19 protein-coding genes are annotated in these 17,190 nt (G+C 50.1%); 7 read left to right on the top strand and 12 right to left on the bottom strand.

Going from position 1 to position 17,190, the window contains the following annotated elements:
• Positions 1 to 83 precede the first annotated feature (83 nt).
• Positions 84 to 1,064, top strand: coding sequence for a flagellar motor switch protein FliM (gene fliM, locus ACKU4E_RS14610; protein WP_320171817.1), 981 nt, complete (start codon positions 84 to 86; stop codon positions 1,062 to 1,064).
• 83 nt (positions 1,065 to 1,147) lie between these two features.
• On the opposite strand, the gene ACKU4E_RS14605 is transcribed toward fliM, so the two are convergent.
• Entirely contained in the window at positions 1,148 to 1,975 is an 828-nt protein-coding gene (locus tag ACKU4E_RS14605) for a M15 family metallopeptidase (RefSeq protein ID WP_320171816.1), read from the bottom strand.
• 156 nt (positions 1,976 to 2,131) lie between these two features.
• Positions 2,132 to 2,518, bottom strand: coding sequence for a MucR family transcriptional regulator (locus ACKU4E_RS14600; RefSeq protein ID WP_320171815.1), 387 nt, complete (start codon positions 2,516 to 2,518; stop codon positions 2,132 to 2,134).
• 783 nt (positions 2,519 to 3,301) lie between these two features.
• Here ACKU4E_RS14600 and ACKU4E_RS14595 point away from each other — a divergent pair.
• The 3 genes from ACKU4E_RS14595 (at position 3,302) to ACKU4E_RS14585 (ending at position 6,412) form a co-directional block, all read left to right on the top strand.
• Positions 3,302 to 4,720, top strand: coding sequence for a mannose-1-phosphate guanylyltransferase/mannose-6-phosphate isomerase (locus ACKU4E_RS14595; RefSeq protein WP_320171814.1), 1,419 nt, complete (start codon positions 3,302 to 3,304; stop codon positions 4,718 to 4,720).
• Entirely contained in the window at positions 4,720 to 5,022 is a 303-nt protein-coding gene (locus ACKU4E_RS14590) for a hypothetical protein (protein WP_320171813.1), read from the top strand. Before ACKU4E_RS14595 ends, ACKU4E_RS14590 begins: the two co-directional genes overlap by 1 nt.
• Before the next feature lie 133 nt (positions 5,023 to 5,155).
• On the top strand, positions 5,156 to 6,412 hold the full coding sequence (locus ACKU4E_RS14585) for a response regulator (protein ID WP_320171812.1): 1,257 nt from the start codon (positions 5,156 to 5,158) through the stop codon (positions 6,410 to 6,412).
• Between the two features lie 15 nt (positions 6,413 to 6,427).
• On the opposite strand, the gene ACKU4E_RS14580 is transcribed toward ACKU4E_RS14585, so the two are convergent.
• From ACKU4E_RS14580 to ACKU4E_RS14535, 10 genes are all read right to left on the bottom strand, one after another.
• On the bottom strand, positions 6,428 to 7,000 hold the full coding sequence (locus tag ACKU4E_RS14580; RefSeq protein WP_320171811.1) for a class I SAM-dependent methyltransferase: 573 nt from the start codon (positions 6,998 to 7,000) through the stop codon (positions 6,428 to 6,430).
• A 218-nt stretch (positions 7,001 to 7,218) separates the two neighbouring features.
• Positions 7,219 to 7,971 (bottom strand): hypothetical protein, encoded by a 753-nt coding sequence (locus tag ACKU4E_RS14575; RefSeq protein ID WP_320171810.1) that lies wholly within the window; start codon positions 7,969 to 7,971, stop codon positions 7,219 to 7,221.
• 9 nt (positions 7,972 to 7,980) lie between these two features.
• Complete coding sequence (gene gspM / locus ACKU4E_RS14570; protein ID WP_320171809.1) at positions 7,981 to 8,478, bottom strand: type II secretion system protein GspM; 498 nt, start codon at positions 8,476 to 8,478, stop codon at positions 7,981 to 7,983.
• A 28-nt stretch (positions 8,479 to 8,506) separates the two neighbouring features.
• On the bottom strand, positions 8,507 to 9,625 hold the full coding sequence (locus tag ACKU4E_RS14565) for a hypothetical protein (protein WP_320171808.1): 1,119 nt from the start codon (positions 9,623 to 9,625) through the stop codon (positions 8,507 to 8,509).
• Between the two features lie 73 nt (positions 9,626 to 9,698).
• On the bottom strand, positions 9,699 to 10,649 hold the full coding sequence (locus ACKU4E_RS14560; protein ID WP_320171807.1) for a type II secretion system protein GspK: 951 nt from the start codon (positions 10,647 to 10,649) through the stop codon (positions 9,699 to 9,701).
• Entirely contained in the window at positions 10,636 to 11,214 is a 579-nt protein-coding gene (locus tag ACKU4E_RS14555; RefSeq protein WP_320171806.1) for a prepilin-type N-terminal cleavage/methylation domain-containing protein, read from the bottom strand. Before ACKU4E_RS14555 ends, ACKU4E_RS14560 begins: the two co-directional genes overlap by 14 nt.
• Positions 11,214 to 11,579 (bottom strand): prepilin-type N-terminal cleavage/methylation domain-containing protein, encoded by a 366-nt coding sequence (locus ACKU4E_RS14550; RefSeq protein ID WP_320171805.1) that lies wholly within the window; start codon positions 11,577 to 11,579, stop codon positions 11,214 to 11,216. The genes ACKU4E_RS14555 and ACKU4E_RS14550 overlap by 1 nt, the downstream gene beginning before the upstream one ends.
• Before the next feature lies 1 nt (position 11,580).
• Positions 11,581 to 12,003, bottom strand: coding sequence for a prepilin-type N-terminal cleavage/methylation domain-containing protein (locus ACKU4E_RS14545; RefSeq protein WP_320171804.1), 423 nt, complete (start codon positions 12,001 to 12,003; stop codon positions 11,581 to 11,583).
• Between the two features lie 15 nt (positions 12,004 to 12,018).
• Entirely contained in the window at positions 12,019 to 12,480 is a 462-nt protein-coding gene (gene gspG / locus ACKU4E_RS14540) for a type II secretion system major pseudopilin GspG (protein ID WP_320171803.1), read from the bottom strand.
• Positions 12,481 to 12,510: 30 nt separating this feature from the next.
• Positions 12,511 to 13,881, bottom strand: coding sequence for a WD40 repeat domain-containing protein (locus ACKU4E_RS14535; RefSeq protein WP_320171802.1), 1,371 nt, complete (start codon positions 13,879 to 13,881; stop codon positions 12,511 to 12,513).
• 189 nt (positions 13,882 to 14,070) lie between these two features.
• Between ACKU4E_RS14535 and ACKU4E_RS14530 the strand changes: the two genes are divergently transcribed.
• The 3 genes from ACKU4E_RS14530 to ACKU4E_RS14520 all read left to right on the top strand — a co-directional run bounded on the left by ACKU4E_RS14530 (position 14,071) and on the right by ACKU4E_RS14520 (position 17,185).
• The gene (locus ACKU4E_RS14530) at positions 14,071 to 15,342 is read left to right on the top strand and encodes an ATP-binding protein (RefSeq protein WP_320171801.1); all 1,272 of its coding nucleotides are present in this window, start codon (positions 14,071 to 14,073) and stop codon (positions 15,340 to 15,342) included.
• Positions 15,326 to 16,231, top strand: a complete 906-nt coding sequence (locus ACKU4E_RS14525; protein ID WP_320171800.1) for a response regulator — start codon at positions 15,326 to 15,328, stop codon at positions 16,229 to 16,231. Before ACKU4E_RS14530 ends, ACKU4E_RS14525 begins: the two co-directional genes overlap by 17 nt.
• Positions 16,232 to 16,408: 177 nt before the next feature.
• Positions 16,409 to 17,185 carry a type II secretory pathway component PulC-like protein gene (locus ACKU4E_RS14520; protein WP_320171799.1) on the top strand — a complete coding sequence of 259 codons (777 nt, stop codon included), beginning with the start codon at positions 16,409 to 16,411 and terminating at the stop codon, positions 17,183 to 17,185.
• Positions 17,186 to 17,190 lie beyond the last annotated feature (5 nt).

Below are 17,190 nucleotides of genomic sequence, written 5' to 3'. Positions count from 1 at the left end.
TGCGCGTTTACTTTGCCTTGAAAAATGGATAATTGTAGTCAATTGGCGCAAAATGAAAACGTAAACCGGGCGGGTTGGTCAGCATGAGTAAAATTCTGCAGCAGGATGAAGTCGATGCCCTGTTAAGGGGGCTTTCCGGCGGAGAGGTTGAAGCGGAGCAGGACATTCCGGATGATGATTCCGGGGTCGTCTCTTTTGACCTTGCCAACCAGGACCGCATCATCCGCGGCCGCATGCCCGTTCTTGAAATAGTTAACGACAGATTTGCCCGACTGGCCACGAACAACCTTGCCAACACCATGCGCAAGAGGGTCGACATCAACCCGATTTCCATCGACATGTCCAAATTCGGGGACTTCATGCGCTCGCTGCCGGTTCCCACCTCCCTGTCCATTTTCAAGATGGACCCTCTCCGGGGAAACGCCATCCTCGTGGTTGACTCCCGCCTCGTCTTCGCGCTGGTGGAAAGTTTTTTCGGTGGTTCCGGGTCTCAGCCCAAGGTTGAAGGCCGCGATTTCACTCCCATCGAACAGGCTATTGTGGACCGGGTGGTCAAGATTGCCCTGTCCAACCTTGAGGACTCATGGCGACCGGTGCATGAAGTGCACCTTGAACTGGTCCGCTCCGAAGTAAACCCGCAGTTTGCGGCAATTGTTCCGCCCTCGGACGTTGTTGTGGTCATCACCTTCGAAGTCGAGCTGGAAAATGCCATCGGCTCGCTCATTGTCTGCCTGCCCTACTCCACACTGGAACCTATCCGCTCCAAACTGCATGCCTCCTTCCAGTCCGAACGACTGGAAATCGACCATGTCTGGGTCAGCCGCTTCAAGGAAAGACTGCTGGAAACCCCGGTGGAACTACTGGTGCGTCTCGGCAAGACCAAAATAACCGGCCGCCAGCTCCTCAACCTTGAGGAAGGCGACCTTCTGCTTCTGGACACGGACGAGGAAGATCTTCTGGAATGCGAGGTAGGAGGAGTGCTCAAATACATGGGTTCTCCGGGCCGCGTAAAGGCCAACAGAGCCTTTCAGATAGTCAAAGCCATAGAACCCAAGATGAACTGATTTTCCCTAGATGAAACGGCTAAAAGACAATTGCTGAAACTACGCAGCAGACCTGCGCGGGTCCTGTATCATATTGCCGGACTTTATACCTTGATGTGCCAGGGTTCAAAACGGACCCCCAGCAGGTTGTTTTCCGGGTAACGGAGCTTCAGATAGCCCAGTTCCTGCAAGCGGGCGCAAGTAGCGGAACAGGCGAACATGGAGCTGAAGTTTGCTGCCCCCAACCCTTTTTCGCCGACATCAAAATCGCTGACAGCATGATAGGAATAGCCGGGAGGAGCCAGTGAACGGGAAGCCAGCGACATGTTTCCTTCGTTGGCCGCAGCCTTTGAAAGAAAGAGTATGAACTGCTTCATTATCCCGCGCACTCCGGATGTCAGATAAACGCTGTCACCCAGTTGCTTCTTTATCTGCAGATATTTTTCCTGCGGCTTTCCTCGAAAAAGATAGTTACCGGTCCGGGGTATTTTGACCAGTTCATTGCTTGATGCTTTGGCCGTCAGGATTTTCACCGGCTTGTCCCCGTAAAATCCGTATGTAGCCGCATCAATGTGGAATATTTCGTCCAGAAAATCGGTTTCCGCCCGTGTGAACTTTCCGACAGCCGAATAATTTCGTGCAACTGCCAGGGCTCCATCAAAGCTCAGCACACAGAAATTACCGAATCCGACCGTCCGCTGCACACGTTTCAATCGCTTGAGGGCACTGTCCAAAAGAATTTTCCGCTCAGCGGAGAGGACAATGTCCGAGGGCTGCGGTTTATCGAAATTGGCCATGATATGAAGATAATCCTTGAGATCATCTTCATTCACCTGCGGCACATGTTCCCCGGAGTACGCATATTGCGGAAGACCGAATAATGCGACAGAGGCTGCAGCACACATATTTTTAAGAAACGATCTTCGATTCATCTGTTAAAATCCGCTTGAGAAACTCACTACAATCATTAACACAACGAGGTAATGTTATAACAGATTCATGGCTTAGCAAAGCGGAATAGACAGCCCCAAAAACAAAACGGCCTCGCGCATAGCGGGAGGCCGTTTCTCAGTCGTTGGAACTTCAGCTTATTGACCGCGTTTGGTCCAGAGCTTCATTTCCTTCATCTTCTTGCGGCGCTCACGCTGCAGGGATTTGCAGACCAGAGGAGACTTTTTCTTGAGGCCGTGTTTTTCGCGGTATTCATCAGGGGTCAATCCATGGGAAGCAAGGTGCTTCTTGGTGATAATCTTGAAGGACTTTCCGCATTCGCAGCAGACAATGGATTTTTCCTTGATGGATTTTTTAGGATCGCATACCGGAGACTCCTCCTGAGCCGGCATTACATTTTCGGCTATAGCCTGAATGCCTGCAGACAATTTGCGTACCATGGAAGTCATTTCCTCTTCATTCATGGTTCTTACGCTGGCCTGGGCTTTCACAATCTCCAGGGCTTCTTTCAAATAATCTTCCACGTGATATCTCCTTATGTGTATTATTATCAAACTAACTTATTGTCTGAAAAACTATGGATAAGGCAGTTTGCTATACCTGTCAAACATATTGATTATTTTTTTTACCGCTTTCCATGCAAAGGGTATGTATTAACGCCTAAATTCGAACATAAGCTTAAAGCATTTGCTGAAAGCATATTCATATACAACCTGTTTCAAGTTCCGCTTTGCACAATTACAATCTTTTTTATACATTTCTAATTTACAACCGGAATATAACATAAGCTTTCACAGCATAATCATCACCGGTAATCATTTTTTTATGAACACATGATTTGCTGGTTCAATAGCTACAATATATTATTTGACAGTGACACAGCACACTGTTCTGCATATTTTAGCATAATGGCCCGCTATTTCAGAAGGATATAAATAAACCGGCAAGACAAAAGCATACATGTAAAGTCTGTCGTCTTTGGCTAAAAAGGTTTCGATTCGCACAAAATTTGATATTTTTATACTTTAAAAGAGTATAAAATTTATTTTTATGCAACTGCACCAAAAGTGTGCATGATCATATTTCAAGCTGAACTGAAATTACCACTCCGTACTCTCAAACATGGGGATTTCTCTTCGCCGGAAAATGAAACCAAGGGTCTTTCCGAACCTTTCATGCAAGCATGAACAAAAGCGGTAATGCCGATGTTTGCATAGGCGGGCAGGAAAGTGTACTTCTCTGATTCAGACGTAAAAGAAAGGACCGGACAATATCTGCACACATAAACAGCTTCGGCGGTAAACAGGATGATCGTACCCGTGATTTTATCAGGGGGCAGCGGAACGCGCCTCTGGCCGTTATCCCGAAAAATGTATCCAAAACAGCTGCTCAGCCTTACCGGAGAACATTCACTTCTACAGGAAACAGCCTTACGGAGCAGCATGCTGAAGGATGCAGCCCCGCCGGTGGTGGTGTGCAATGAGAGCTACCGTTTCATGGTGGCAGAACAACTACGCCGGATATCAATTGAACCGGATGCAATCTTTCTTGAACCGGAAGGAAGAAATTCGGCCCCAGCAATAACCGCAGCGGCTTTCCATGTACAGCAGAAATATCCGGATGCTGCCATGCTGGTAATGCCTTCAGACCATGTGCTGACCGAGCTTAACGAATTCGGCAGGGCTGTGGAGCGCGGTCTTGTCGCGGCAAAACAGAACAGATTGGTACTGTTCGGCATTGCCCCGGACAGACCGGAGACCGGCTACGGCTATATTTGTATAAACCGTGGATTGAAGACCGAAAATTTCTGTCCGGCCGCCGGATTTGTTGAAAAACCGGATGCAGCAACTGCCGCGGCTTATGTCGAATCCGGAAAATATCTATGGAATGCCGGAATATTTCTTTTCTCCCCGACCACTTTCCTGGAAACACTGGAAAAGCTGGAACCCGAAATTCACAACTGTTGTCGGGAAGCAGTAATCAAAGCCCGCAGTGATCTCGATTTCATCCGTCTGGACCCAAAAAGCTTTTCAGCCTGCCCGTCGAAATCCGTGGATTACGCTGTAATGGAAAAAACGGACAACCTCTGTGTTGTTCCTTTCAGCGGAAGCTGGTCCGATATAGGTTCCTGGGATTCCCTGATGAGGGAAAGGAAAACCGATGAAGCTGGTAATGTAATCACCGGCGACGTGGTGGCCAGCAATGTAACGGACAGCTTCCTGCACTCGTCAGGCAGACTTATCGGCGTTGTCGGCATGCAGAATGTGGTGGTGGTTGAAACAGCGGATGCAGTCCTTGTCGCAGACCGGAACAGCGGGCAGGAAGTATCGCAACTGGTGGAGACTCTACGCAGGCAGGGAAGAGAGGAAGTTTCCGTTCACCGCAGGGTTTATCGGCCCTGGGGAACGTACGAGACCGTGGACAACGGGGAAAGATTTCAGGTCAAACGGATTGTCGTCAAACCGGGCGGGGTTCTCTCCCTGCAGATGCACCACCACAGAGCGGAACACTGGATTGTGGTAAAGGGAACAGCCAAGGTAACCATAGGGGACGCTGAAATAATGCTTCGGGAGGACCAGTCCACGTATATACCTCTGGGAACGAAGCACCGTCTGCTCAATCCGGGGAAAATAAACCTGGAACTGATTGAAGTTCAGACCGGCAGCTATCTGGGCGAGGACGACATACAAAGATTCGAAGACGTCTACGGACGTTCGGAAGATTGATGAAGGATATGAAAAAGGCTTCGCCATCCATATGCGCAGCCCTGCTCTGTCTGCTTTTATGCTTATCTGTTTCCGGGTGCATGTGGGGAGCTGCCGCAGCAGCAGGAGTTGCCGTGGTAACCGCTAATATTGACGAATATCAGGAATCCCAGCATCCCACGAATTCAACAGAAGATCTGGACGAATATCTTGCGCACCGCAAGAAGGTCCATGATAAACTGGAAAAAGGCTCCCCGGAAACAGAGGCGATAGACATCAACGAGATTATAGACACTTACGACACAGATTTACCCCCAAACTAGAGCGGCTCCCTGTAACAAAATATAACCGGTTTATAACACAGTACGAACAATTTGACTTGCCTATTTCTTCCACGGAAGTATATTCTGCAACGGCTTACAAATACATCCACATAGAACTGCGAAGGAGCGGAAAATGTCCGGAAATGGAACAAAAAACACTGTACTGATAGTGGAAAACAGTAACACCCAGGCCAGGATAATCACCGAACATATCGAGTCAGTCACTCCTTTTGATTCCATAGTCGTAAATTCCATGGACGGACTCGAAGATGTTTTTGCGAATAATGCCGAAGATATTTTCATAGCAGTGCTGAACCTGAACATCAAAGGTGCTCCGGACGGGGAAGCTGTGGATTATGTACTTGCCAGAAAAATACCCTGCATTGTTCTCACATCGACCTTTGACGAGGATATCCGCAACAGATTCATTGAGAAGAATGTTCTTGATTACTACAACAAATCCCGCAGGGAAGATCTGGAAGAAATGGTGGACCTTATACGGCGCATCCATTCCAACCACGAAATAAAGGTTGTAGTGGCCGAAGACAACTCCACGGCGCGCAAGATAATGAGCAATCTGCTTGAGAGGTTGAACTTCACCGTGCTTGCAGCAAATGACGGGGCCCAGGCTCTGGAGATAATCAAATCCACCCCGGACATAAAAATGCTGCTGACAGACTATGAAATGCCCAATCTTGACGGCTTTGAACTGGTTTCCGAAGTCCGCAAAATGTATTCGCGCGATCAGCTGTCGATTCTTGGAGTTTCCGCACATGATTCCGGGGCGATAACCGCTAAATTCCTGAAACGCGGAGCCAACGACTTCCTGAAAAAACCGTTCGAGGTGGAAGAATTTTCATGGAGGGTGACCAACAACCTGAATGAACTGGAACGCATTCGTTCCATAAAGGATGGTTACAGCCGTGACCCCCTGACCGGATTTCCAATTCTGTCCGCTTTTCTCGAAAAAGGTCGTGAAGTTTTCAAGGAGATGATTCGCAGCGGCAAGACTCCGGCCCTTGCGGCTTTCAACATAGACAGTCTGCTGGAAATTAACGCAGCGCATGGGTGGGACGCAGGTTCGGCCGCAGTAAAAAAAGCTGCTTCCCTGCTTGAGCAGCACTCTTTCGGATGGGTTCTCTCGGCTCGCTGCGACAGGGGATTCTTTATCCTCGCTGAAGACGGAAATGTTTTGAGGGATGATCTTTCGGCAGTTAAAGCCGCCCTTGCCAGTTCCCAGATCGTTTCAGGATCGGCCAGATTCATGGCTTCAGCCTCATTCGTAATCAGCAAAGACCCGGTTGCCGACATGGATCAGGCCATGTCCAAGGTAGCCAACGGCCTGAGCGCAAGCCAGTCCCGAGCCATCAATTCATACAGCTTTATCTAACTGTCCAGGCTGGGGCTAAAGCTTGAAAACGAATACAACCCGAATAGGATGTCCGGGTTTGTTGATCATCTCACTCTGAACCACCCGGTAGGAATGGTAGTCCAGCGACCTGCAGAATTGCCTGACCTCCGAGTCTTCATCGTCGCCGCCGGGATGCCCGGCATAGATGGCAATGCAAAGGACTCCGCCCACAGATAAAAGAGAAAGGGACGACCGCACAGCCGCGATAGTGGTCTCCGGCTTTGTAATAACGCTTTTATCGCTTCCTGGCAGAAAACCTAGATTGAACATGATCACGCCGACCCGGCCGTGAAACTCTTCAGGGATATATTCTAGCATATTCTCGTGACCGGCCTTGAAGAGAGTCCAGTTGGCCGCTGTGCACTCCTCCTCCAGACGAGATTCAGTCTGAGCAATAGCCTCTTCCTGAATATCGAAGCCGAAGACATGCCCGCAGCTGCCCACGCTGCGGGACAGAAAAACCGTATCGTAGCCGTTGCCGACTGTTGCATCCACGGCAATGCCGCCAGATTCAAGAGCATCACTCAGTATCGATTTGGCAAAAGAAAGAATGTTGCTGCCTATCATTTCTCAAACCCCGGTTAAGATTCCAGCCTATCATTTGATGCGCTTCGCGCCTTTGATGATCTGATTTCGCCGCTGGCAGCCAAAGGAGATAATCCCCTTTGGAAACCCTAACAGTTTTTGGTTCTTGCCTTAAAAGCTGTTACCATACTCAAAATTTTGTAGAAACAAGGCAATAATCTCAGAGTTGAATCCCCACGAGGCAGCAGTAAACCAGTCTGCTAGAAACTGAGATACTTAGAAAGGTTGCCTGATTTACTGAACTGGCGCTCGGTGCTGCCCAAGGTAGTGCTGCCGCTTATCTGATAGGTTGACGAGGCGAGATTGCCCCAGTTGAGTGTTGCTGCACCCTTGGCGCTTACAGGGATAGGCTGTCCGCAGCTGAATGAATTCAATTGGAACTGGTTGCCGGCGAGGACCGCATTCACATTCACGTCTTCGGCAATTAGCCCGCCGGGAATCTCCACCTGATCCGCCCTCAGCACAAGGCTGCCGGTGTGAGGAGGCTTGCCCCAGGCCGGAAATCCTACATCGGACGTTATGCGTACCTTTCCGCCAAGGCCGTCCATGCGCACCAGCTTTCCGAGATCCACACCGCCGCCGAGGGTCAGGGATTTGGCCTGAAACAGCCTAGCCGTAAGAGTAGGTCCGGTCTTGACCCTTACTTCGACAAGAGGTGAAATCCCCACATCAAAGCCGAGTTGAGGTATGGTGATGACAATCCCGTTCTGCGTTGTCACATGCACATTGGAGACTTCGAACGACAATGGTCCGGCACTGATAAAATCACCCCACTGAATGGTGGCTTTGGATATTTTGGCATCAGCAATCTTGAAAACCTGCGACCAGGCGACTTCCCAGGGCATGAAGAGAAATGCCCCGAGCAGAAGTCCGGCAATGAAAAGAAAAAAACGCCCAAGAATTTTCTTGAAGCTGAAACTGAAATTTAAGTTTAATTTGGGGAGGAACTTCATTAAGCCGGCCTACCTGCTGAGAATGATCTGAACATCCGCCAACTCCGGCGAATCCAGTCTGTGGGAGATGCTGAAGTTCGTTATTTTAAGTCCGCCGCGTACCTTGAAATCACGAAGCAAAGCCACCAGTTCCGGCAGATTTATAGACTCAAGAAGAACCTGCACGCCCTGATCCGAATTGATTCCGGCCTGTAACGGCCGAAGAGAACTGAGACGATTATCCATTCCGAGGTCGCGTATGACCTGCTGGGCCGCAGCCATAGGCTCTCTGTCGACCAACGCCCCGCGGGAGGATTCTCCCGCCTTGAGCTGCTCCACAAGCGGTACGGTCTTAACGAATTGCTGGCGGGTCGATACCACAGTCCGCAAGGCGACAGCCTGCGACTCGTGCATGGCTGACCAGATCATAAAAAGGATCAAGGCCCACCCGGCGACAAGCCCCGCAAAAAAGAGCTTCTGCTTTTCGGCAGGCCAGTCCTGCCAGATGAAAAATCTCTCCAGATCCATTAAGACACCCGCGTACGGCGATTAAAAATTAGCGGTTATACTCGGCCCGCAGGCTTATGCTGACGCCGCCTTCCACGTTATTGGCCTGCTCCAGCACAAATCTGAACTGAGATGAACCGGACAGCTTTTCCATCATGGCATCAATTTCCTCATAGCTGCTTACTTTGCCCCTGATATTACCGGATTCAGGTCCCAGGTTGAAACCCTCTATCACGATTCCCACAGGAGCGCTCTCACTGAGCGTCGCCAGCAGCCCCAAAACATCAACTCCGCCGCCCTGAGCACCACCGCTCTTAAGTTGGTCGAGTTTATAAAGTATCTTTCCGTACGGATCAGACCCGATATCGGGCCCCAGAGCTCCTACATAAACTTCCCTGAGCCGGCTTCTCCACTCAGCCGCCTGGTTCCCGGCCTGCTGCAGGCGATGATACTGGCCGACAAGAAAAAACAGCCCGATCAATGTCACCAGAACAGCTGCGGCAATATAGGGCTTGAAATCAATGGCAACGGCTTTATCGGAAACGGATTTCCTGCCGGTAGTCAGGTTGATGCGTGCCCAGCGGACTTTCTTTTCGGTCAGAATGCGGCAGGCCTTTGAAATATCCATGGGCTCCGGAGTGCCTTCAAGCCCCAACCGTTCAAACCTGCTGTTAAACTCTTCTTCACCGCCCCGAAAGTAGGTCAGGTCATCGCCGGAAGCCAGAATGCGCATATTACCCTGCCCTGTCCAACTCCAGACGGATAGGCCCTCGGCAACAGCTGCTCTCCAGCAGACCGCAAAAGAAGTTGTAAGAACAGTAGCTCTGGACAGGACATCCCTGTGCTGCTCCAGAAAACGTTCCAGCAGATCGTGTGGGGTATAACCAAGTACAGCGCTGCCTGAGGGACGCAGAACGCTGAACCCGCTTTCCGCCATGGGAAAGGAGTAGCTCATCTGCATCATGGTGGCGGACTTGGCATGGCGGGGCTTTATGGCCCCTTTCGGCTTGAAGAAAAAGAATAGGGGATCCGGCAACAGGGCCACCACCGGGCTTTTGTCCTTATCGTCCGGAGCCTGAGCCTCAGCCAGGTTCTCGCCGTCGAACTTCATCCACCGGTGCTCATTGCCCTTGAAGGAAAGAATATATATCGTTTTTTTGGCAGCCATTTATGGCTATTCCCTATACCTGTTAGCAGGAAGTTTGTCCATTTACCGGAGACATTATAAACACGGTCCGGAACTATTCGGCTGGAGCGAAAGTGACCGATACATCATTTTGAAAAACAAGTGTTGGCTGTTCTGTTTCAAACGTGCTCGGTCTTGAGATTATATATCGCTTTACCACCGTGCATCCGGACGCTTCAGCGACAACCAGGGCTTCAAAAACATCAGAACGAACCGTAAGCAGTTCAAGCATGTCCTTATACAATTCCGAATCAGACTGTATACCAACAACATTTATAACCTGGCTGAGGTCGGTAAACCCTCGTGTATTGCGCCAGTGAACTATCTGAGCAACCTTTTTACCCAGCTTTGGGAAATACGCAAGCAGCGCCTTTTTCGAGGCAAAGTTAATATTCAGTTTACTCTCAGAACTCCAGACGGTAAAAGTCTCGTCTACCCACTGGCGACTGAAATCCCGCCATCCGTTAACCAGAAGGACCTCTTCCGGAGTTTTCAAGCCCTTACCCCGGGGACTATAGGGAGGAAACTGGGAGGCATAATACAGGGAATCTATATTGCTAAGAGCCTTGCTAACAGGCAGTCCGACCCAGACACCCAGGCTTCCCATAAGCCGTTTTACATTTGTTCCGCCGGGGAAAATCTGACTCATAATTTTTAAAATTCTGTCAGAATTTCCCCCAGCTATCAATTTATTAAGATCAATTTTGGCATTACACGGAGCTATGGAAACATGTACACCATCATAATCAAGCCCGTCGGCCCATTCTTCCCTTGCCGTATCGGAAAAGGGAGTCCGGTCATCGCGCAGCACCCGGTAGATCATGAACAGGGCTTCCTCCGCCTTGAAATGCGCTTCATACTCACTGCGGACACGGGCGGCTTCCACTGCTCCCCTGGAGCTTACCTCGATCGTCATCAGGGTCAGTCCCGACAGGGCCATAAACAGGACCAGCACAATTACCAGCACGACACCACGTGATTTTTCCTGCTCCCTACTGGTTGGCATAAGGCACCCTCTCAACGAACATGATCTTCTGCCCGTCATCAAAGACAAGTTCAAGCCTCAACGCCTTCAAACCGGAAGCGGAAGAAACTGCTCTGCTGCCGACCTGGGCAGCTCCAACCCAAGCATTGTTTCTGCTGTCCAAAAATTCGAGACGCCAGGACTCAAGTCCCCTCAGGAATTGAAATGAAGATGAATACCCCAGGTTCTCATTGCTCTCCGACCTGCGAATCATGTTAGCTGAAAAATCCCACTCCGCTTTTACTTCGACACCTCCGTCCACAAGAAAATTACTGCTTGTAAAAATGCTGAATCCATTGTCGCCGGTTTCCAGAGTTTTCCCGACCGAAATATTCTGCAGATCGCGATGAAGCACCCGGCGCATAGTGAACATGCGAGAAGAAAGCCCGGCGGTAGACCGGACCACTTCGTTGTTGGTCACGGACTGCCCCAGAACCATGGCCACCATACTCATAAGCAGACCGGAAAGCACAAGGCCGATCAGGACTTCCACAAGCGAAAATCCGCCCTGAAGACATTTTCTTTCAGAAGGAGAAATAAACTTCATCAGCGATCGTACCTGCCCTTGTGGGACACCCTGTATATATTCCAGTCCAAAGTGTATTCTCCGCTGCGAGTCTGTAGGGAATAAAATCCTACTCCCACTGAAGATATGGATTCAACCTTTACACGGAAATCACCTGCCGGAGGCCCCGGCCAGGGAATCCATCCGGAAGAAACAACGCTCATGCCGTCAGGATACTTATGCCCCAGAATATCCTGAGACATATTCAGAACATCCCAGGAATCCTTTGACGACTGAGCCATCAGGGCGCTCTGCCTCTGCACCCCCAGGAAACTGATGGACAGGATAGCCGCAATAGTAAGAGCGACAATGATTTCAATCAGGGAAAAACCGTTACTGCCGCGCATGCTACATCTCTCCGAACCGAGCGGAAAGGGGATCAAGGACAATGGCCAAACCGTTGGAAAGGACAAGCCGGACCTCATCGCAGAACCCTGCAGGATAGATGGTGAAGTCAACACCTTCTCCCCCTACAGGATCCTCGTTGAAATGTCCGCTTGAAACAGGATCGGGCAACTCTGCTGTTTCCTCGTTCCAACGAACCTCGCCGGATTCGAAATCTATATGCACGATCTGTCTGGAATCTGTTTCCACGGCCTTGTTCTTAGCCTCGTAAATAAGCGCGTTGACCAGGCTGACTTTGTCATCCTTTTTGCCGCCGGCAAGATCAAGATTGGGCATGAGCGTAAACCAGCCCATGCCCACAATTAGGAGTACGATAAGAAGCTCAATGAAAGTAAGCCCGTGTGAACGGGCTTTATGATCATACATGCATCCGGTCCCGGGTTATTCCCAGCTCTTGATATCGGCGTCGTAGTCTTCGCCGCCTTCCATGCCGTCTGCTCCGAGAGAAATCAGTTCATAGGGACGATCATCCTCTCCGGGACTCCTGTAAATGTAATCATATCCCCAAGGATCGACCGGGGTGGTGGATGCGTCAAGATAACCGCCCTTGCGGTAGTTACGGGGAACAGGACGGGTATCGGGCTTGGTTATCAGCGCCTTCAGTCCCTGCTCGGTAGTCGGATACCTTCCGGTATCAAGTTTGTAGAGCTTCAGTGCCGAGTCAAGAGCCTTCATGTCCATCCTACACTTGGTCACCCTTGCTTCGTTAGGGCGGTCCATGATCTTGGGAACCAGCATGGAAGCCAGCAACCCGAGAATCACGATGACAATCATGAGTTCGATCAGACTGAAGCCGCACTGGCCCTTGAACCGCCTAGCATCACGTATCTTTCTATTCTGCATTGTTTCCTCGAATGTTCCATCTGCAGTTAACTAATCCCTGATATCCGATTCACCGCTTGCAAGCGGAATCCACTTCAGGGGAGCCCTTGCGGAAATACCTTCGCGGCGGGGAATCATGCCGCGCGATTTGAAATAATCATCCGGACGGGCCACTTTTTCCCACCAAAGGACATAACCTTTACTCGGTATATACCGACAATACAACCTCTGAAATTCACGCTGTGCAATAGGATCGGCCAGCACGAATTCCCGTCCGCCGTCCGTAAACCTGTAATTACTGTCCACCCGGACCTTCTTCCAATCGGCAAGATCGGGGGCGTCCTTAATAAGGTCACCGCTTTTTTCCGAATAGAATCGGAAATTCCCGTCAACATCCTTAATCCTGAAAACTCCGCCTGAACCGGAACGCTCCACGGAAATCCGGACCGGACTGAAAACCACTTTCCTGGAAAACCTTTTACGTGGCGAAGTATAACTCAGCACACCGTTTTTAAGGCTGAACCGATCATCACCCACCTGATAGGCGGACCTGGCCTTACTGCTCACATCCCATAAAAACCGATCGCCCTTTTCAGTGATAATGTTCAGATACGGTCCGTCCGCACGTACCTCCCGGAAAGGGCCGCCCTTTATCTTGTATTCGAAAATACGGCTCAGCTTTAACGGGCTCCACATATTGAGTTGTCCGGTTTCATCGACCGCCATGAGGATTCCTTCACCCCCGGAAAAGGACAGGGAAAGCGGCTTGTGCAGAAACCGATAAACCTGCCGCAACCGCCCCTCTGCCGGACCGACAAAAAGCCTGCGTGCTTCATCCACTATGGCCAGCCAACTGCCTTTGGGAGAAATCGCGAACAGGTCAACAGTGCTGTTTACGTTGGCCATACGCACACGGGCGCACTCGTCAACCCTGAAAACTTCCACGTATTTCCCTTCTCCGGAAGTAGCAGCAAGCACCCTGGAATCCGGAAACCAGGAAATGCCGGTCACCGGGCTTGTCTCGGTCTGCACGGCACCGCATCCGGGACCGCCGTATATATTTATGATGCCGCTCTGAAAACCGACTGCAAGCACATTGCCGTGCTGCACATAAGAAATCACCCTGTCGGCAAGGTTGACGACCTCATTAGTCCTGCTGAGCAGCACATAGTAATCATGCGTCATATCCTCAGGAGGTCGGTTATAGATGGTTTCCGGCGAAGAATACTGTTGCGAAGCGGAATAATCGACCAGTTCAGCCAGTGTTACCGGACGTTTGCCCACAAGCTGCGAAACATCAAGCCGCCCGGCTTCCGAAACCGATGGTTCAGGATAATCCGTGGAAACATTTTTCCCACTGCCGCAACCGGCGGCCGTGCACAGCAACAGAAAAAATAACAGAACAGGATAATTTATTCTCATTGTCAACTCAGCTCTTCTATTTAATGGCTCTCCAAAAAAACAGGGCGCAGGAATTAGCCGCTTTTACAAGGAGTGTGTTAAAGATGTGCGGATAAAAGTCAAGCCTGCAGCGAAACTCCTGCTTGCCCATCGACGGAGTTTACGGCAAAAGAGGCCTACAAACTCCGATTATTATCCAACGAACAAGACATGAACAAAAACAATAAAAAAAGCTACACACCATCTTCCCCTGATTCCGGGTGGAAAAAAATGCTGGCTCCCCTGGCCGGTTCCGGCTGGAGGTTGCCGCTTTTGGCCGTCTTTTACGTTCTGGCCTACGTTATCTTCGACCTGGCCGTCGACAGTGTGGTGCGGCAATACATTTTCTGCATAGTGCTGGTCGTTTCCAGTCTTTACTTCTCCTGGCGCATAGGAGGAAGGGAGACCATGACCTATGTCGGTTTCTTCAACATTTTCTTTGCGTTCATATTCTCCAGACTGCTGTACATGACCGGCAACTTTTCATCCAAGCTATTCCTGAGCCGCTCGTTCATGACACTCTATGTGGTGGCAATCGTCTTCATGTTTTTCATGGCCAAACGCAAGTCTCCGGCAGACGAGGAAAAAACAAACAGGGAAAAATCGATACGCGATGAACGACAGAGACGCCGACAGCTTGAGCTTATGGTGGCAACGGAAAAACTTACCGATGACATGATCGTGAAGGCCAATATGGTCAAAGACGAACTCATGGTCCTGCAGAACTCGTGGCGATCCCAGATCCACACCATTATCAACGACCTGCCGAAAGTTAAGGAACGGGAACTATACGAGCAAATAGTTTCACCTTTTGAGGAAAGCATAATCGAGCATCTCCGGGGACTCGAAAACAGGCTTTCGTTTAAACCGCAACTGGTGGAATTGGAGGAACTCGGCAAAGAAATCAGCGAAAAGCTTGAACACGACAAAAAGCATTTCAAAAACCGTATGGACGCACGTTTCGACTTCAGCAGTTGGGCAGGCAGGACGGAAGAAATTTTCGTTGATCGCCACAAGACCTGGGAAATAATCCTGAACCTGCTGCGCAACAGCCAGACTGCGATGGAACTTCATCAGATAGCACTGCTAAAAAAAGGTCCGGAAGCATTCAAAAATTTCAAACCCAGAATAAGCGTTGTCGGCGATGTGCTGGACCGCTATGCAAGATTGCGGGTTACAGATACAGGCGGAGGAGTGGCCGATGACAGCCTTCCGGAACTTTTCAAAAGAGCAGTTCCCTCGGCCAAAAGACAGGGCCGTGAAATGGGACAGGGAACCGTCTTCGTAAAATTCTTCGGCGACAACATGGGCTTTGACATTTCCGCTCAGAACACCGAAACTCTGGGAACAAAGGGCCTTGAAGTATGCATACTAATTCCTCTGGGAACTTTCGGCCCGGCAGGTGTTATTCAGCAGGAGATAAATAATGACCCCTCAACATGATAAATACTTTTTCGTGCTGGCGGACGATGATCCGAGACTGCATGAGTATACCGTATCCATTCTCCGCGAGGGCGGCATGCTTGAAAAGCACGAGTCTTTTTACGACCCGGTATCATTTCTGGCCTTCCTGAAGGAATCTGAAGAAGAACCGGATGTAGTGCTGCTTGACGTCCACTTCGAAGGCTCCGGACTCAGCGGAGTTGATATCCTGCCATACATCCGTGAGGAATATCCCTATCTCCCGGTTATCCTGCTGACCGGAATGGATGCGGAAGCAACGGACGAAGCCCAGGCGGATGTCTTCACCTATTTCATCCCCAAGCCGGTTACAGAAGACCACCTGCTGCGCATGCTCCATTTCTATCTGGGCAAAAGCAAGAAGACCGCAGAGCAGGTCAACAGACTCATGTCCGAAATGGAGGAGGTCAAAGGGTATCACCAACTCCTTGAAGAAGAGGTCGAACAGCTGCAGGACGAGCAGCGCAGGCTGGAAGAGCAGTCCCAAACCGGGAAGACCGACGGCAAAGGTTTTGAAAAAGTCACCGAGATTCTTGAATCCCTGCTGACAAAAAGCGAAGCCATGCCCAGCTTCATAGCCGATCTGGAAAAAGTGTATTCCACCCAGTTCAAACTGTTCAAAAAGGTTCTTGAGACCCTCATCCGCTTTGACGTACAGGATTCAGGAACTCCGGGCATGAACATCCACAAGGTCAAGGGAACCCAGAATGTTTTCAGCGCCAGACTGTCACGAAAAGTTCGGCTCTTTTATTACAGCTCGGCTAAGACGGTAAGAAAAAGGCTTTTAAGACTGGACATTTACCACGACACCAAGGGGATGGACAAGTGGATTAAAAACAACTACCATTCTTATGCTGAAATAGAGGAGTAGTTTCGGTCTGCCATGCGCGCCAACAAATAAGTAAAATCAGAGCATGGCCCTCTGCGACAGATCATAATCCGAGGGAAATGATATCCGTACGCCGCAGTCCTTTTAAAAAAACTGACGGCCACGAAAAACGATTACAGGGGACCTCCTGATCAAAGAGGTCCTTAGGATAGTATTTAGATGGAGCTTAAAGCCACCAAATTTCCGGCATGGCTGTGGCCTTTGGCCTTCGGGCTGGCCTCGGCATACCTTGTTGCGTCCTTTATCCACCTGCCCAAGGCTACGGCCCCGATTATGGGAGAATCCTTTTCCTCGGAGGCAGTAGACAAGATAGCCGGAGACTCGAAAACAATTCTGGACAAGAACATTCTCGGGCTCGACAATCCCGCTGAAATTCAGAAAAAAGCCACGGTCACGCCAAGCACCTGGCAGCTTGTCGGTATTATTACCGGCGAAACGGACATGGCCGTGTTCGTGATAAAAAACGAGACCGTGATCCTGCGTGAGGGCGAGGAGTACGAAGGCTGGACTCTTGAAGAGATAAAACCGCAGTACGTTCTCTGGAAGTATGGACGCGAAGAAAAAAAGGTCGTTATGTGGGATCAGGTACAAGGCTTAAAGCTTGTCCGGGGCAAGACCAACAAGATTGTGGTCGAAAGGGCCCAGGCCAACGAAGTTCTGGAAGACCCCAACGCTTTCCTCAAACAGGCCCTGTTCAAACCCAACAGCAAGAACGGAAAAACGCAGGGTTTCCGTGTTACCAACATCCGCACAAATTCCCTGCTCAAAAAACTCGGACTTGAAAACGGAGATGTGCTCATGAGGGTGAACGGTGAAATGATCACCGGGCCGACGAAACTTCTTCAGGTTTACGGCTCGCTTGCCGGGGCATCTGCCATTTATATTGATGTTGAACGCAAAGGCCAGATGCTTTCACTGGTTGTCGAACTGAAATAGGAACA

Origin of the sequence: Maridesulfovibrio sp., assembly GCF_963677005.1 — a bacterium.
Classification (GTDB): domain Bacteria; phylum Desulfobacterota; class Desulfovibrionia; order Desulfovibrionales; family Desulfovibrionaceae; genus Maridesulfovibrio.
Note: the sequence above shows the minus strand (reverse complement) of the source record. Positions and strands in the feature narration are given on the sequence as shown.

Excerpts from the sequence above, each read along its gene's own strand:
- fliM (WP_320171817.1), top strand. The coding sequence starts at position 84 with ATGAGTAAAATTCTGCAGCAGGATGAAGTCGATGCCCTGTTAAGGGGG.
- ACKU4E_RS14605 (WP_320171816.1), bottom strand. The coding sequence starts at position 1,975 with ATGAATCGAAGATCGTTTCTTAAAAATATGTGTGCTGCAGCCTCTGTC.
- ACKU4E_RS14595 (WP_320171814.1), top strand. The coding sequence starts at position 3,302 with ATGATCGTACCCGTGATTTTATCAGGGGGCAGCGGAACGCGCCTCTGG.
- ACKU4E_RS14590 (WP_320171813.1), top strand. The coding sequence starts at position 4,720 with ATGAAGGATATGAAAAAGGCTTCGCCATCCATATGCGCAGCCCTGCTC.
- ACKU4E_RS14585 (WP_320171812.1), top strand. The coding sequence starts at position 5,156 with ATGTCCGGAAATGGAACAAAAAACACTGTACTGATAGTGGAAAACAGT.
- ACKU4E_RS14580 (WP_320171811.1), bottom strand. The coding sequence starts at position 7,000 with ATGATAGGCAGCAACATTCTTTCTTTTGCCAAATCGATACTGAGTGAT.
- ACKU4E_RS14575 (WP_320171810.1), bottom strand. The coding sequence starts at position 7,971 with ATGAAGTTCCTCCCCAAATTAAACTTAAATTTCAGTTTCAGCTTCAAG.
- gspM (WP_320171809.1), bottom strand. The coding sequence starts at position 8,478 with ATGGATCTGGAGAGATTTTTCATCTGGCAGGACTGGCCTGCCGAAAAG.
- ACKU4E_RS14565 (WP_320171808.1), bottom strand. The coding sequence starts at position 9,625 with ATGGCTGCCAAAAAAACGATATATATTCTTTCCTTCAAGGGCAATGAG.
- ACKU4E_RS14560 (WP_320171807.1), bottom strand. The coding sequence starts at position 10,649 with ATGCCAACCAGTAGGGAGCAGGAAAAATCACGTGGTGTCGTGCTGGTA.
- ACKU4E_RS14555 (WP_320171806.1), bottom strand. The coding sequence starts at position 11,214 with ATGAAGTTTATTTCTCCTTCTGAAAGAAAATGTCTTCAGGGCGGATTT.
- ACKU4E_RS14550 (WP_320171805.1), bottom strand. The coding sequence starts at position 11,579 with ATGCGCGGCAGTAACGGTTTTTCCCTGATTGAAATCATTGTCGCTCTT.
- ACKU4E_RS14545 (WP_320171804.1), bottom strand. The coding sequence starts at position 12,003 with ATGTATGATCATAAAGCCCGTTCACACGGGCTTACTTTCATTGAGCTT.
- gspG (WP_320171803.1), bottom strand. The coding sequence starts at position 12,480 with ATGCAGAATAGAAAGATACGTGATGCTAGGCGGTTCAAGGGCCAGTGC.
- ACKU4E_RS14535 (WP_320171802.1), bottom strand. The coding sequence starts at position 13,881 with ATGAGAATAAATTATCCTGTTCTGTTATTTTTTCTGTTGCTGTGCACG.
- ACKU4E_RS14530 (WP_320171801.1), top strand. The coding sequence starts at position 14,071 with ATGAACAAAAACAATAAAAAAAGCTACACACCATCTTCCCCTGATTCC.
- ACKU4E_RS14525 (WP_320171800.1), top strand. The coding sequence starts at position 15,326 with ATGACCCCTCAACATGATAAATACTTTTTCGTGCTGGCGGACGATGAT.
- ACKU4E_RS14520 (WP_320171799.1), top strand. The coding sequence starts at position 16,409 with ATGGAGCTTAAAGCCACCAAATTTCCGGCATGGCTGTGGCCTTTGGCC.